Origin of the sequence: Sphingobacterium bovistauri (genome assembly GCF_020295405.1) — a bacterium.
Taxonomy (GTDB): domain Bacteria; phylum Bacteroidota; class Bacteroidia; order Sphingobacteriales; family Sphingobacteriaceae; genus Sphingobacterium; species Sphingobacterium bovistauri.
On record NZ_JADEYP010000036.1, the window covers coordinates 1 to 15,863 of the forward strand.

The window sequence follows — 15,863 nt, forward strand, 5'->3', positions numbered from 1 at the left end:
TCAATAAACTTTCGGAAACCTTATATTCCTTGCTAATACCTAATATTGATTCTGACGATTTAGTGTACAAATCAATACAAGTCTTCTTAAATGATAATGTGTGTTTTACTTTTCTATCCATAAAAAATGCCCCCAGAAAGTGTCTAACTTTTTGGGGGCAGTGCATAAATCACCCTTTTTTATTTATTATTCGAACTCTATTTCTTAACAATAGTCGCTTTATAAGCTCCTGGTCTTAGATCTAAAGTAAGATCGTAAGAACCAGCCGATGTAATATCAATATCACCTCCTCCCAATGTAATTGCATCAGCTGTACCTCCAAAATCAATTCCCCATACATCATTCGCTCTAAACTTAATTTTACCAGGCACTAAGTTGATTGTTATCTTCCACTGGTATGTTCCCTTACCACCAACAAAAGCCATATCCGTATCACTATCCCACCCTGTTGGTGTAGCGCTTCCAATTATTCCCATCGAAAGCTTCAGCACTTCGTATGTCAAGGCTTCTGAGTCCATTCGAACACGATAGAATCCATCTGTAGGAACGGTTAGATTTCCTGCATCCCCATCTTGCAATATAGCTCCAGCTGCTATACCTTTTCCATATCCACCTGTCCAATCCATATTAGTTGGCAAAAACTTGAATCCTCCATCAGCAGTTAGGTATTCAAAAGCTTCAAAAGTGGTTTTACTATCCTCACCATATAATGTCATGGCAACAGCATTAGTTGGTTCCCACCCTGCCCCTGTCGACCCACCAACTATAAACATTTGCGGATTGCTCTCCTCAAATGTAATGGGATGCAGCTTATTTATTGTCTCTCCACCTGATTGATAGGTTATCTTCAAATTCGCCTCACCAATGTAAGTTTCATCCAATGGAATAACAAATGTTTTCTCTACAATACGCTGGTTAGAATCCAAGGTAATTTTATCCGAGATTAAAGCTGCTCCATTTTTTTCAATACTAAAATCAAATGAATTCACATTGTTAGTAATAAATCCAACTTTCAACGTTTTACCTATTTGTATCGCTGAAACTGTAGCTTCGTTAAAAGACACAATTTGATCGTCTATGCTATGTTCGACTTTTTTACATGCAGCTAATCCTAAAATTAGTAGTGCACATAGACTCATAGTTATATAATTATATATTCTTTTCATGACCTTCGATTAATTATATCCAGGATTTGGTGTCAAATTGCTGTTATTTGCCAATGCTGTAGCTGGAATTGGAAAAATTCTTTTGTATGTTTCAGCAGGATTTGCTGCTTTAAATAACATTGCATCTTCCCATTTTCCGAACCTAATCATATCTGTACGACGTGTTACTTCAAAAGTAAACTCTAAAGCACGTTCTTTATTAATTGCATCTAAAGTTAACGATGCAGCAGTAAAGTGTTTTTCAGGATTCACTGGAAAAGCTCTTTTACGAACTTCATTGGCTGCCTCCAAAGCATTAGCCGTTGTACCATTTGTGGCACCACGCAAAATAGCTTCTGCTTTCATAAGCAGAACTTCGGCTAACCTCATGACAACAACATCATTACCAGCATCATTTCCAACATGATTTTTATCCGGTTGATATTTAACACAACGTGCACCTGCCAAGCGACCTCCATCATCTACACCTCCAATATCAAAATCCGATCCAGGTAACAAATTGTATCCATTTGGATTGATTACGATATTCATTCCATTATAAATCAAAGGTTGACCAGTAGAATTATATTGCTGCCCATAGAGCCATTGTTTTTTACGGTTATCTTGATCTTCAAATAAGTTGAAATATGCCGGCTGTGCGCTCCAGCCATTCCATGGGTTACCATTTAGGTCAAAGGTTTGACGATGTGCATAGTGTAATACTTTATTGAATAAAGCATTGCCTTTTGCACGAGATGCATCAAATGGAATAGAAAAAATTGGCTCTGGACTATCAGCTCCATTATCAGGTTTAAATTGTGCCAAAAAATCATTTTCCAGTGAATATTTTCCTGAAGAAATGACTGCATTCGCATTCTCTACTACTTTATTCCATTGTGCATTACCTGTGTATACCTGTGCATTTAAGTAGGCTTTTGCCAGCAGTGCATGTGCAAACCATTTCGTCGGTCGTCCATAAGTTGTCAAGGATTTATCTTCACTCAACAAAGCTAAATTCTCTTCTAATTCAGAAACAACGAATGCAAAGACTTCTGCACGTGCAGTTGTGCTTGGTAATTCTGTACCTGTATCAAAAGAAGTAACTAATGGAATATTACCATAAGCATCCATCATCAAATAGTAATACCAAGCACGCATCGTCTTAATCTCAGCTAATGTTTGATTCTTTTGCTCTGATTCTGCAGATTTTTCTAATACGCTTAATACTCGATTACATGTTCCGATTGCATTAAATCCCCAGTTCCATGCGTTTCTAACGACCTCATGCGATGGAGACCAGGTATGAAAATGCATGTCGCGCCATTTACCACCATCAAACCAGTCACCACCACGCGTTGGAATTACCACCTCATCTGAACCTGCTGTTTGTAAATCAAAGTAATCTCCGAAATATCCTCTCGCCGAGGTATAAACCGGTCCCGTCACCGCAACAAACTGCTCTGGTGTTTTTGGGAAAGTATCTTCTGTATATGCTGAATAAACCTTATCGTCGAATTTGGTACACGAAGCTCCAAAAAATGCAAGTCCAGCTAACAGAAATATATGTAGTTTATTATTTTTCGCTTTCATATTATTTAAGTATTAAAATGTGAAATTGACTCCAAGAATGAATGAACGAGTCTTTGGATAATAACTTCTATTATCAATACCTGGCGACAAACCACCTAAGTTTAACTCTGGATCTACACCTGTATAATCAGTCAAAGTAAATAAGTTTTGTGCAGTCATATACAAACGTGCCTGTTTAAAATATTTTGTTTGACTAGTATTAAATCGATAACCCAAGGTCATGTTATCCAAACGCAAGAAAGAACCATCTTCCAAGAATCTACTCGACGCAATCAATGGTGTCTCGAAAATACCTTCATCAACAGCATCCTTTGAAATATTTGTCACATTGGCTTGTTGTAATCTCGATAAATCTGCACGTGTCGCATTAAATATTTGATTGCCGTACACCCCTCTTAAGAATACATTTAAATCCCAATTCTTGTATTTGAAATTATTATTCCAACCGTATGTAAATTTAGGCAAAGCATATCCCATAATTTGGTAATCATCAGGAGCTGAAATTTGATCTTGTGTCACTAACTCTCCAGTAGGCTTTTGATAAATTGTACGTTTAGCTACCTCATCATATCCAATATATTTTGCCACATAAAATGTACCCAAAGGTTGCCCTGGTAATACAACTGAGGCCGTTTGTCCGGTCCAACCTTCTAGACCAATACTCCCTTCATAGCGTTGCGAAACCCCGATATTTTCAATATTTGAAGATAATGAGCCTACTTCATTGACATTGCGTGCAAAGTTTACAGTAGTAGAGTAACGGAAATTTTCATTTGAATACACATTAGCATTTAACACTACTTCTATTCCCTTATTATTCATACTAGCTCCATTCGCCAACAATCTATTAAATTGATATGGAGGTGAAGGCACATCATACTCATACAGTAAGTCTTTTGTTTCTTTATCGTAATATTCAATCGTACCACCAATTCTTCCACGCCACAATTCGAAATCTAAACCTACATTGAACATAGAAGTACTTTCCCATTTCAAATCTGGATTTTCATTTTGATTAACACCGTATGCGTTTACCCACTTACCATTATAGAAAAACTGACCATCACGAGGCCCAAACATGATAATGCTACGGTAGGGATCTATATTTTGATTACCCGACACCCCATAACCTGCTCTGATTTTCAATTCAGAGAAAAGAGTTTGTTCTTGCATAAATGCTTCGCGTGTCAAACGCCACGCTGCAGACAATGATGGGAAAGTAGCCCATCTATTATTCACACCGAATTTGGACGAACCATCACGACGAATAGAAGCACTTATTAAGTATTTCTCATCATAATTGTACCCTAATCTTCCATATGCAGAAATCAACAAAGACTCCTTAATGAGTGGATACCCTTCTCCTCTAAACTCAGCATATGGATTGTAACCATCTGGTAATGCTCCCAAATTCAAATTGTTACCTCCCAAATCATCAGACATAAATCCCACAGTACTTCCTCGTAGTCCGTCATCATTTTTTTGTCTTTGATATGAATAACCAGCCATAGCATCGAAACTGTGTAAATCTCTACTGAAATTATAGTTTAAGTACGATTCTAAAATTTTATCAATATGCTTCAAAGCTGTACGATCTGCGAAACCTCTGCCCAATGCAAATGAATCAAAATCGGTACGATGCATATAGAAATTTTTGTCCCAATGTGTACGTTGATACGACAACACATTTGTCCACATCAAACCTTCAAAAAGCTTTAAATCCGCTTTAAAATTCCCCAATAACGTATTGTTACTTCTGCTTTCATCACGTTGATTCAGCATCGCTATAGGATTCATATATCCCGTACGACCTACTACTTGAAAATATCCTCCGTACTGTCCGTATTGAGCGTCCTCACTCATAATTGGAGAAGTAGGCACGAAACGTGCAGCACCATTGAAAATATCATATGGAATGTGTTGAGATGTATTGATGCTATTCGCCAAATTGAAAGATAATTTTAATCTATCATCAAATGCATTTTGATCAACTCCTACTCTAGCTACAATTTTTTCAACACCATTTCTCTTTACTATACCTTGATTATTGAAATAATTAACAGAAGCATTATAACGGGTACCTTCACTGCCTCCTGTCAAGGATAAATTATGATTGTGTGACACGCCATTTCTTGTGATGGCATCTTGCCAATTGGTTTCAAATCCGGTTTCAGACGGAGCAACTGTTAATCCATTTGCTTCGACAAATGCCTTATGCTCTGAGGCACTCAAGACATTGACACGATTAGCTATAGATTCTGTAGCAGCATAACCACTATAAGATAGCACCGAGGCTCCTGCCTTTCCTCTTTTGGTAGTAACGAAAATTACTCCATTAGCCGCACGAGAACCATAGATAGCGGTAGATGATGCATCCTTCATTACATCCATTGACACAATATCATCTGGAGCGATTAATTCAATATTGGCCCCTACTATTCCATCAATTACATATAAAGGTGACGAACTAGCAGTCAAAGAAGATGGACCCCTTAACTGCATAGTAGAACCTGAAGTAGGGTCTCCTCCAGATCTATTAACTGTAAGACCTGCTACTTTACCAGCCAACAATTGATCCGGAGAACTAACCACACCTTTGTTAAATTCCTCTGGAGATACACTAGAAATTGAACCAGTTACTTGTTTTCGTCTAGCCGTACCGTAACCTATCACGACGACTTCTTCTAATTGATCCGAAGCAGATATTAATGTAATATCTAGCTTATTAACCCCTGCTACAACAGACAGTTTGTTCTCAGATTTCTCGTAACCAATCATATCGACCACAATTACCTGATTACCAACACCTACATTTGAAAGCGAGTAATTACCATTCGCATCCGTTGATGTTGCAAATGAAGAATTGAGAATACTCACTGTAGCCCCCACTACTGCTGTCCCACTGTCGTCTATGACTTTACCAGCAATACTATTTGACTGCAAAAAAGTCGATGCCATAGCAGTAATACTGACAATACTGCATAGCAAAAACAAACATGTGAGCAAGGATTTACGAAAAGTAAAATTTTGCATAATTTGAGTTTTTGGTTTATAATAGAAATTAATCTAGGCGATTGCTTAAAAAAACATTCTCCTAGTAGTTTTTGTTTTAATAAAATGGTTATCTATAGAGTTGGGAACGTTCCCAAGTCTATAGATTAAAGATAACAAGAATTAATTATAAATCATAAAAAAACATTTAATTGATTGCGTATCCTGATTTAATGTAAATTTATATCTTAATGATCAAATAAAACATTTATGCCGAATAAGCAGCCTAAAACCAATTTTCAAATTATTTCACTCTGTACTGGTTTTCTAGGAATTCAAATTGGTTTTGCTTTACAAGCTGGAAATGTAACAAGAGTTCTTCAAAATTTTGGTGCTGATCTAACTGAAGTTTCTCTACTATGGTTGATAGCCCCGATTTCTGGCGCATTAGTGCAGCCTATTATTGGCTATTTGAGTGACAGAAATATGAATACAGGAAATACACGAATTCCTTATCTTTTATTTGGAGGATTAATTTGTGCTTTGTGTCTATATTTACTGCCAAATGCAGGAGTAATTGTTTCAATTGGAACACCGCTTTTAACAGGGGCACTTCTTCTAATTGTAATTGACACATCATTCAATGTCAGTATGCACCCATTACGCGCTGCCATATCAGATTATCTCCCGACGTATCAACAACCACGTGGTTTCGCTATACAAACCTTCATGATTAGTTTAGGTGCTATACTTGGATCTACATTACCCTATGTACTTCACCATTTTTTTGGTTTTGCCGAAATCGCAGATGAAAATCAAATTCCTGAAAATGTAAAATGGTCATTTTACATTGGTTCTACGTTATTATTGATATGCATCCTAATTACATCAAAGGCCATTTCCAACAACAAACAAGAAGCACGTATACGTAATACTACCGATGAAGGAATAAATACAGTCCAACTACAATCTATTCCATCAAAAATGTGGCAATTAGGGTTAATACAATTCTTTAGTTGGGCAGCATTCTTTTTTATTTGGATCTTTATGACTCCAGCTATTTCCCAACATATTTTTAAAGAATACAATTTTAGTTCCTCTTCAATAGCTTACGCTAAAGCCGCAAACTATACCGGAATACTATTTGGACTTTATCATTTATCAGCAAGCATTTTTGCTTTAGCACTTACATATTTATACAAGCGTTTAAATATAATCAAGACACATACTCTTGCCTTATTAATTGGCGGAATAGGTTTCATTATGATTTATTTTAGTTCAAGTATAATCGACTTATACCTACCGATGATTTGCATTGGGATTGCTTGGTCGAGTATTCTAGCCAGCCCTTTCGCGTTATTGAGTAGAATTATTCCTCAGCAAAAAATTGGATTTTATTTCGGGATATTCAATTTGTTCATTACAATCCCTCAAATTATAGTAGGATTTTTTGGAGGATTCATTATCGAAAATTATTTCGAAAGTGAAGCAATCTTTGCCGTAATCATTGCGGGGATATCACTTCTTTTAGCATCTTTAACATGCTTTTTTTTCAGAAAATCATTACAACTGTGATGATCTTCGAATAATCAATTTAGATTTCAACACAATTTGCTTCGAGCCCTCTACTTCTTCATTTTTGAGTTTTTTTAGTAATATTCTAGCAGCTTCCTGTCCTATCTGTTCTGCCGGCTGTGTAACAGTAGACAACGGTGGTGAAAGTAAAGCAGCAATTTGAAGACTTGAAAATGCTACTATCTTTAAATCCTTTGGAATATTTAAACCTAGATCGCTACACACATAATATGTTGAAAATGCCAACCTCTCTACTGAAGCAAATACAGCATCAGGTTTTTTGTTTTTAAGGAAATATTTAATAGTTTCAAAATTTTCATCATATGAATTGGAACAATTAACGATTAAATCTTCCCTAACAGGGATATTATGTTTTTGCAACGCATCCCTATATCCCAAGTACCGCTCCCTACCAATAGAATGTTCTTTATCAATAACCAAATAGGCAATATCTCTACAATTAGCATCAATCAAATGTTCTGTCGCCTCAAAACTACTCTGGTAATCATCGGTTAGTATTTTGGTAATATCAATATCATCGTAGACTCGATCAAAAAAAACAATTGGCATTTTTTCCAAATCAATATTATTAAGATAACTATGATCTTCTCGTTCACCGACAACTGACATTAATACACCATCGACTTTACCATTAGAAATACTGGTGATAAATTCTCTTTCTTTATTTACATTATCATCAGTTGCAAAGATCAAGGTATGATAACCGGCTTCTTTAGCTGTTTGTTCTGCTCCTTCTATAATTTGAGTAAAATAATTATTTGATAATTCAGGTACGACAACAGCAATAGTTTTACTTTTCTGCTCGCGCAAATTGCTTGCATAATGATTAGGACGGTAATTCAAATCATTAGCATACGCTAATATCCGACTTCTAGTATTGGGATTAATATCACTATTTTCCTTGAAGGCTCGAGAAACAGTAGACTTTGATAAATTCAAGGCTTTTGCAATAGAAATGATATCTATTTTACTCATAATCTAGTCGAATATTATTAGTTAAACACCAAAGTAACTAAAAAGGGTGACTAAATCACCCAACTTTCACAGTTATCTAAAAATTCTTGTCTGATATCAGCTCCAATTCCTATATCATCTGATATTTGAATAGAATAACCATTGTATTGTATACCTCCAATTACAGGATCTTCTAAATGTCCAACCATGCATGTGTCCAAATCATAGAATTTCACATTTGGCGCAGCATATGCAAAGTGAACCTTTGCCGCTAAAGCTAAACGAGATTCTAACATACCTCCTATCATACAAGGGATATTATATTCCGCTGCTACAGCTTGTATTTTTAATGCTTCATGGATTCCTGAAGATTTGGAAAATTTAATATTAATATAATCACATGCATCTGCCTTACAAAGACGTTCGGCATCATGATGTGAATACACAGATTCATCTGCCATTATGGGTACAATCGTCTGACTACGCAATTCTGGCAATAAAACATCATTATATGTACGCATCGGTTGCTCACAGAATTGTATTTTGAAAGGCTCAAGCCCTTGGAGGGCTTCTAAAGCCTCTTCATAAGACCATCCTTGATTAGCATCAATACGGATAAGAATATCAAAACCTACAGCTTGACGTATAGCTCTAATACGGGCAATATCTTCTTGAGGTTTTTTACCCAATTTAACCTTTAATGCAAACGCTCCACCTTCTTTTAGCTTTTGTGCTTTTGATGCCATTTCTACCGGAGAAGCAATACCTATAGTTATGTCTGTTACAATGTCTTTTTTTACTCCCCCCAAATATTTATACAATGGTAATCCTGAAACCTTAGCTGCTAAGTCATACAAAGCCATATCAAATGCAGATTTAATGGTTGAATTTCCAGCTATATACAAATGCAACTCCGCTAAGCGATCTTCTATATCCAATGCATTTTTACCTTTCCAAATTTTAGCAAAATCTTGCGCAAGTGCCAAACATGTATTTTGAGTTTCACCCACGATCATAGGAAATGCGGAACATTCGCCTACTCCATAGTGCTCTGAATCAGTAATAATCTTAATAAATGTATTTTGGGCATAATCCATAGTCCCTGTCGCAATGACAAATGGTTCCATAGAAATACTCAGACGATAGACTTGTATTTCTTGTATGATCATAACAAATTTGTATATATGAACAAAAAAACGAATGAAATTTCAAAATATCAATCAATCAACGAAATAAATACAAAATGATTTTCGTAACCCATATTTATTTACCAATAAATCAATATATGTATATTTTTATTATAAATTTTTCAATTATTATTGATAATAATTTCTATATTAGCAAACTCTAATTAGGTAACATAATTTAAATATAAGAATGCAGCAAAAAGGACTTTACAACCCAGAATTTGAACACGACGCTTGTGGTGTTGGTTTTGTAGCACATATTAAAGGCAAAAAATCACACAATCAGGTACGTGATGCCCTTATCATGCTAGAAAACATGGAGCATCGCGGAGCATGCGGATGTGATCCTGAAAGTGGTGATGGTGCAGGTATTATGATTCAATTACCTCATGAATTTTTATGGGAAGAATGCATTGACCTAGGCATACAACTTCAAGAGCCTGGATATTACGGTGTCGGAATGGTTTTTTTACCAAAAGAAAAGTCACTAAACGAGCTTTGTCGTCAAGTAATACAACAAGCAGCTGAAGACCGTAAAATGGAATTTTTAGGTTTTAGAGCTGTCCCTGTTAACAAAGATGGAATAGGCCCTACAGCATTGAGCGCAGAACCTGAAATTGTTCAATTCTTCGTATCAAGACCGGATGGTGTTACAAATACAGAAGATTTCGAACGAAAATTATATGTCTTAAGAAGACTTATAATCCAAAAAATAAAATCAACTCAAGAATACCCTCTTCCTCTTTATATCGCTTCTCTTTCTTGCAAAACAATTATTTACAAAGGTCAATTAACGACTTACCAAGTTGGTTCATATTATAAAGATTTAAAAGACCCAAGAGTAGTATCAGCCTTCGGTTTAGTACACTCTCGTTTCTCCACGAATACATTCCCTTCATGGTCATTAGCACAACCATTCCGTATGATAGCGCACAATGGGGAGATCAACACATTGACAGGGAATCTAAACTGGTTTTATGCAAATGTGCGTTCACTTTCTTCGCCTTATTTTACAGAAGAAGAAATGGAAATACTATTACCTGTCGTAGACAAAGGTCAATCTGACTCCGCATGTCTAGACAATGTAGTTGAATTATTATTGCATAGTGGCCGTAGTTTGCCACATGTCATGCTAATGTTAGTTCCTGAAGCTTGGGATGGTAATACACAAATGGATCCGCTGAAAAAAGCATTCTACGAATATCATGCTACATTAATGGAGCCATGGGATGGTCCAGCAGCATTGTGTTTTACAGATGGTAAAATTATCGGAGCAACATTAGATAGAAATGGTTTACGCCCATTGCGTTTTGCGGTAACTTCAGATGACCGTGTAATCGTAGCGTCAGAAGCTGGAGCATTACCTATCGATGAAGCAACAATTATCCGAAAAGGTCGTCAACAACCAGGTAAAATTTTCGTGGTTGACATGGAGGCTGGTGTTATCCGTGCCGATGAAGAAGTAAAAGGCGAGTTGATTCGCCAACAACCTTATGGAGAATGGATCAACAATTATAAAATAAAATTAGAAGAATTAGCAGATCCTCGTGTGACATTTACTTATTTGTCAAAAGACTCTGTTTTCAAATATCAACAAGCTTTTGGTTACTCTCGTGAAGATATCGAAACGATATTAACACCAATGGCTACCACAGGCTACGAACCTATCGGTTCTATGGGGACAGATGTTCCTTTGGCGGTATTATCTGATCAGGCACAACATATTTCTAGCTACTTCAAACAGTATTTTGCACAAGTAACTAATCCTCCAATCGACCCAATACGTGAACGATTAGTGATGAGTTTAGCTACTTTTATTGGTAACTCTGGCAATATTCTTGTCGAAGATAAAAAATCTTGTCACTGTGTTACGTTAGAGCATCCAATTTTAACATCCAGTGAATTAGAAAAACTACGTTCTATTGACACGGGGGTTTTCCAAGCCAAAACATTGCAATCGTACTTCAGAGCAGATGGCAAGCCAGGTTCCCTAGAAGCTGGTATTGAAAGATTATGCCGCTACGCAGATGATGCTGTACGTGACGGTTTTGAAGTAATCATCTTATCAGACCGTGCAATTGATTCACAACATGCTGCCATACCATCGATTTTAGCAGTATCGGCGGTTCATCACCACTTAATCAAAACTGGCAATCGTGGTGCTGTAGGTCTAGTAGTAGAAGCTGGTGATGCATGGGAAGTACATCATTTTGCGTGTTTACTGGCATTCGGAGCAACCGCAATCAACCCTTATTTGGCTCTCGCAAGTATCCGTACATTGAAAGCCGAAGGATCACTGGATACAGAATTAGCGTGGGAAGATTTACGTAAAAACTATGTGAAAGCAGTGTGCAATGGATTGTTGAAAATATTCTCTAAAATGGGAATCTCAACTCTACAATCTTATCATGGAGCACAAATTTTCGAAGTTTTAGGTATTGACATATCTGTAGTAGATAAATATTTCTGTGGTGCAGTTTCGCGTATTGGTGGTTTATCACTAGACGACATTGCCCGTGAAGCATTGACTAAGCACTGGCGCTCGTTCGAAGCTCCTCGCAATACTAAACCATTATTACCAGAAGGTGGTATTTATCAATGGAAACGCCGCGGTGAGGGCCACCTATGGAATCCACAAACTGTTCATTTATTACAACAAGCTTGTCGAACAAACGATTTTGAAACATTCAAAAAATATTCAACATTAATCAACAACCAGAAAGAGCATATGTTTACGCTCCGTGGTTTGTTGGATTTTGCAAAACATAGAAATGCAATAGCTATTGACGAAGTAGAACCAGCAAGTGAAATCTTGAAACGCTTTGCAACAGGTGCTATGTCCTTCGGCTCTATTTCACACGAAGCACACAGCACATTGGCTATCGCTATGAACCGTATCGGTGGTAAATCAAATACAGGAGAAGGTGGTGAAGATGAAATGCGTTATAAAAAATTACCAAACGGTGATTCTATGCGCTCAGCAATCAAACAAGTAGCTTCAGCACGATTTGGGGTGACATCGAATTACTTGACTCAAGCGGATGAGATTCAAATAAAAATGGCACAGGGTGCAAAACCAGGTGAAGGTGGTCAACTACCAGGTCACAAAGTAGACGATTGGATTGCAAAAACTCGTCATTCTACACCAGGCGTAGGTTTGATCTCACCTCCTCCACACCATGACATTTATTCTATCGAGGATTTAGCACAATTAATTTTCGATTTGAAAAATGCTAACCGAGAAGCTCGTATCAACGTAAAACTGGTGTCAAAAGCAGGTGTTGGTACTATTGCAGCAGGGGTGGCAAAAGCGCACGCTGACGTTATCTTGATCGCTGGTTATGATGGAGGTACAGGTGCATCCCCTATCAGCTCGGTTAAGCATGCGGGGCTTCCTTGGGAACTAGGTTTAGCTGAAGCACATCAAACATTGGTTCAAAATAAACTACGTAGTCGTGTAGTACTACAAGCTGACGGACAGATGAAAACTGGTCGTGACTTAGTAATAGCTACATTATTAGGTGCTGAGGAATGGGGAGTGGCAACTGCAGCATTAGTTGCTGGAGGATGTATCATGATGCGCAAATGTCACTTGAATACATGTCCAGTAGGTGTGGCAACACAAGACCCTGAATTACGTAAATTATTCTCAGGAACTCCTGAAGATATCGTAAACTTATTCTACTTCTTAGCAGAAGAGATGCGTGAGATCATGGCACAACTAGGTTTTCGTACCATCAATGAAATGGTAGGTCGTGCACAATTCTTGAAAAAACGCGAAGATGTACCTCATTGGAAAGCGGGTAAAGTCGATTTCTCTGGAATCTTATATGTTGCTCGCAATGAAATAGGCGAATCACTTCACAATACAGAAGAGCAAGATCACGGCATGAGCATGATTTTGGACTGGGGACTATTAACTCAAGCAAAAGAAGCTTTAGCAAACAAAGTTCCAGTATTCGGTACATTCAAAGTAAAAAATACGGACCGTACAATCGGAACTTTACTTTCTAACGAAATATCAAAAGTATACGGCTCAGAAGGTTTACCAGATAACACCATCAACTTCAAATTCGAGGGTTCAGCAGGACAATCGTTTGGAGCATTCAATACAAAAGGTATTTCTTTCGAATTAGAGGGTGAAGCAAATGACTATGTTGGTAAAGGTTTATCAGGTGCTCAATTAGCTATTTATCCAGCTAAAGAAAGTACATTAACACCTCACGATAATATTATTATTGGTAACGTGGCATTGTATGGGGCTACTTCTGGTCACTTATTTATCAATGGTATGGCTGGCGAACGTTTTGCCGTTCGTAACTCTGGAGCCACTGCTGTAGTAGAAGGAATCGGCGATCATGGCTGTGAATACATGACAGGTGGGCGTGCGCTAATCCTAGGTGATACAGGAAGAAACTTTGCTGCTGGTATGAGTGGTGGAATTGCGTGGATATACGACATCATTGGTAATTTCAAAGATAACTGCAACCAAGAAATGGTTGATTTAGACCCTCTTGAAACAGAGGATGAAACTGAAATCATCGCGTTATTAAAACGTCATATTAATTTAACTAAGAGTGCAAGAGCATCTTATATCTTAGAAAATTGGGCTACCGAAAAGAATAAATTCATTAAGGTGTTCCCTCGTGAATATAAAAATGTATTATTGAAAAAAATGGTTGTAGCTTAATTTAGAAGGAAACAAAATCATGGGAAAAGCAACTGGATTTTTAGAATTTGATAGATTACTTCCTCAAAAAGAGGCTGTAGAAAATAGAAAACAAAATTACCAAGAATTTGTCCAAACTTATTCTGACGAGCAACTTAATAATCAAGCAGCACGTTGTATGAATTGTGGTATTCCATTCTGTCACTCAGGCTGTCCGCTTGGTAATGTCATCCCGGAATTCAACGATGCTGTTTATGATGGCAAATGGGAAGAAGCATATAATATATTATCTTCGACAAACAATTTTCCTGAATTCACAGGACGTATTTGTCCAGCACCATGTGAATCTGCATGTGTATTGGGAATCAACAAAAACCCTGTAGCAATCGAAGAAATTGAAAAACATATTATTGAGATAGCATATAAAAAAGGATATGTTCAGCCGAATAAATCAAATATCAAGACAGGTAAAAAAGTAGCTGTAGTGGGTGCTGGCCCAGCAGGATTAGCTGCCGCTGCACAATTAAACAAAGCTGGTCATGATGTGGTAGTTTATGAGCGTGATGACAAAGTAGGTGGACTTTTACGATATGGTATTCCTGACTTCAAATTAGACAAATCTGTAATTGACAGACGTGTAGAAGTGATGCAAGAATCAGGTATTGAGTTCCGCACAAATGCTGAAGTAGGTAAAAATGTTCCTGCATCTGAATTAGATCAATATGATGCTGTTGTATTATCGGGAGGATCTACGATCCCTCGTAACTTAAATATACCAGGACGTGAATTGAAAGGAGTTCATTATGCAATGGAATTCTTAAAACAACAAAACAAACGTGTGGGCAACTCACCTATCGATACTGAAGAAATCTTGGCAACAGGCAGAAATGTTTTGGTCATCGGTGGCGGTGACACAGGATCAGACTGTGTAGGTACATCAAATAGACATGGTGCGAAATCTGTAACACAATTTGAATTGATGCCTCAGCCACCTCAATCACGCAGTGCTGCAATGCCTTGGCCTACTTATCCAATGTTATTAAAAACAACAACTTCACATGAGGAAGGTTGTCAAAGACACTGGAGTATCAGCACCAAAGAATTTTTAGGTGACGACAAGGGAAATTTACGAGCGGCAGTAATTGTAGATTTAGAATGGGAAACAGACGCACTAGGCAGACCGACTAAATTCAAAGAAGTAGAAGGATCAGAACGTGAAATTCCTTGCGAATTGGTAAACTTAGCCATGGGCTTCTTACACCCTCAATTTGAAGGTTTAATCCAGCAATTAGGTATCGCTGTTGACGAAAGAGGAAATGTAAAAGCTTCAGAAAATTCTTACCAAACTACTGCAAGCAAATATTTTACTGCGGGTGATATGCGTCGCGGACAATCTTTGGTTGTTTGGGCTATCTCAGAAGGTCGCGAGTGTGCACGTAAAGTGGATGAATTCTTAATGGGCTCAACAGTATTAGAAAGCAAAGAGGCTGTCTATACTTATGCATAGAAACTAATCATCATCTATATTTTTTTATATTCTCCTTATTTACATCTGTAATAAGGAGAATTGTTTTTTTATAGGGTTAGTAGAAAAAATAGCATACAATTTCCGTGTATGACCATTGAATCCCCTAAAACTTCATTCTCAAAATTTAAAAACACTTCTTAGTTTTGTATTAATAATGTACTTTTATTAAAAAACTATCTACATATGAAGCGAATTCTTAATTA

At 37.1% G+C, this 15,863-nt stretch carries 8 protein-coding genes; 3 read left to right on the top strand and 5 right to left on the bottom strand.

The window, feature by feature from the left end; all coding sequences use genetic code 11:
• Positions 1 to 197: 197 nt before the first annotated feature.
• Genes IPZ78_RS15280 through IPZ78_RS15290 form a run of 3 tightly spaced genes read right to left on the bottom strand, consistent with a single transcriptional unit; the run spans position 198 to position 5,693 of the window.
• Positions 198 to 1,166, bottom strand: a complete 969-nt coding sequence (locus tag IPZ78_RS15280; RefSeq protein ID WP_225554859.1) for a SusF/SusE family outer membrane protein — start codon at positions 1,164 to 1,166, stop codon at positions 198 to 200.
• A 9-nt stretch (positions 1,167 to 1,175) separates the two neighbouring features.
• Positions 1,176 to 2,735 (bottom strand): RagB/SusD family nutrient uptake outer membrane protein, encoded by a 1,560-nt coding sequence (locus IPZ78_RS15285; protein WP_225554860.1) that lies wholly within the window; start codon positions 2,733 to 2,735, stop codon positions 1,176 to 1,178.
• 12 nt (positions 2,736 to 2,747) lie between these two features.
• On the bottom strand, positions 2,748 to 5,693 hold the full coding sequence (locus IPZ78_RS15290; protein WP_225554861.1) for a SusC/RagA family TonB-linked outer membrane protein: 2,946 nt from the start codon (positions 5,691 to 5,693) through the stop codon (positions 2,748 to 2,750).
• Positions 5,694 to 5,996: 303 nt separating this feature from the next.
• Here IPZ78_RS15290 and IPZ78_RS15295 point away from each other — a divergent pair, with 303 nt between their 5' ends.
• On the top strand, positions 5,997 to 7,301 hold the full coding sequence (locus IPZ78_RS15295; protein ID WP_225554862.1) for an MFS transporter: 1,305 nt from the start codon (positions 5,997 to 5,999) through the stop codon (positions 7,299 to 7,301).
• Here the strand turns inward: IPZ78_RS15295 and IPZ78_RS15300 are convergent.
• Both IPZ78_RS15300 and IPZ78_RS15305 read right to left on the bottom strand, forming a co-directional pair.
• The gene (locus IPZ78_RS15300) at positions 7,290 to 8,297 is read right to left on the bottom strand and encodes a LacI family DNA-binding transcriptional regulator (protein WP_225554863.1); all 1,008 of its coding nucleotides are present in this window, start codon (positions 8,295 to 8,297) and stop codon (positions 7,290 to 7,292) included. The genes IPZ78_RS15295 and IPZ78_RS15300 overlap by 12 nt on opposite strands.
• Before the next feature lie 50 nt (positions 8,298 to 8,347).
• Complete coding sequence (locus tag IPZ78_RS15305; RefSeq protein ID WP_225554864.1) at positions 8,348 to 9,445, bottom strand: mandelate racemase/muconate lactonizing enzyme family protein; 1,098 nt, start codon at positions 9,443 to 9,445, stop codon at positions 8,348 to 8,350.
• Positions 9,446 to 9,653: 208 nt separating this feature from the next.
• Between IPZ78_RS15305 and gltB the strand changes: the two genes are divergently transcribed.
• The gene (gene gltB / locus IPZ78_RS15310; RefSeq protein ID WP_225554865.1) at positions 9,654 to 14,153 is read left to right on the top strand and encodes a glutamate synthase large subunit; all 4,500 of its coding nucleotides are present in this window, start codon (positions 9,654 to 9,656) and stop codon (positions 14,151 to 14,153) included.
• A 19-nt stretch (positions 14,154 to 14,172) separates the two neighbouring features.
• A complete protein-coding gene (locus IPZ78_RS15315; RefSeq protein WP_225554866.1) occupies positions 14,173 to 15,639 on the top strand; it encodes a glutamate synthase subunit beta in 1,467 nt (488 codons plus the stop codon).
• Positions 15,640 to 15,863 lie beyond the last annotated feature (224 nt).

Bases quoted from the DNA above. Each gene is read 5' to 3' on its own strand.
- IPZ78_RS15280 (WP_225554859.1), bottom strand. From the start codon at position 1,166: ATGAAAAGAATATATAATTATATAACTATGAGTCTATGTGCACTACTA.
- IPZ78_RS15285 (WP_225554860.1), bottom strand. From the start codon at position 2,735: ATGAAAGCGAAAAATAATAAACTACATATATTTCTGTTAGCTGGACTT.
- IPZ78_RS15290 (WP_225554861.1), bottom strand. From the start codon at position 5,693: ATGGCATCGACTTTTTTGCAGTCAAATAGTATTGCTGGTAAAGTCATA.
- IPZ78_RS15295 (WP_225554862.1), top strand. From the start codon at position 5,997: ATGCCGAATAAGCAGCCTAAAACCAATTTTCAAATTATTTCACTCTGT.
- IPZ78_RS15300 (WP_225554863.1), bottom strand. From the start codon at position 8,297: ATGAGTAAAATAGATATCATTTCTATTGCAAAAGCCTTGAATTTATCA.
- IPZ78_RS15305 (WP_225554864.1), bottom strand. From the start codon at position 9,445: ATGATCATACAAGAAATACAAGTCTATCGTCTGAGTATTTCTATGGAA.
- gltB (WP_225554865.1), top strand. From the start codon at position 9,654: ATGCAGCAAAAAGGACTTTACAACCCAGAATTTGAACACGACGCTTGT.
- IPZ78_RS15315 (WP_225554866.1), top strand. From the start codon at position 14,173: ATGGGAAAAGCAACTGGATTTTTAGAATTTGATAGATTACTTCCTCAA.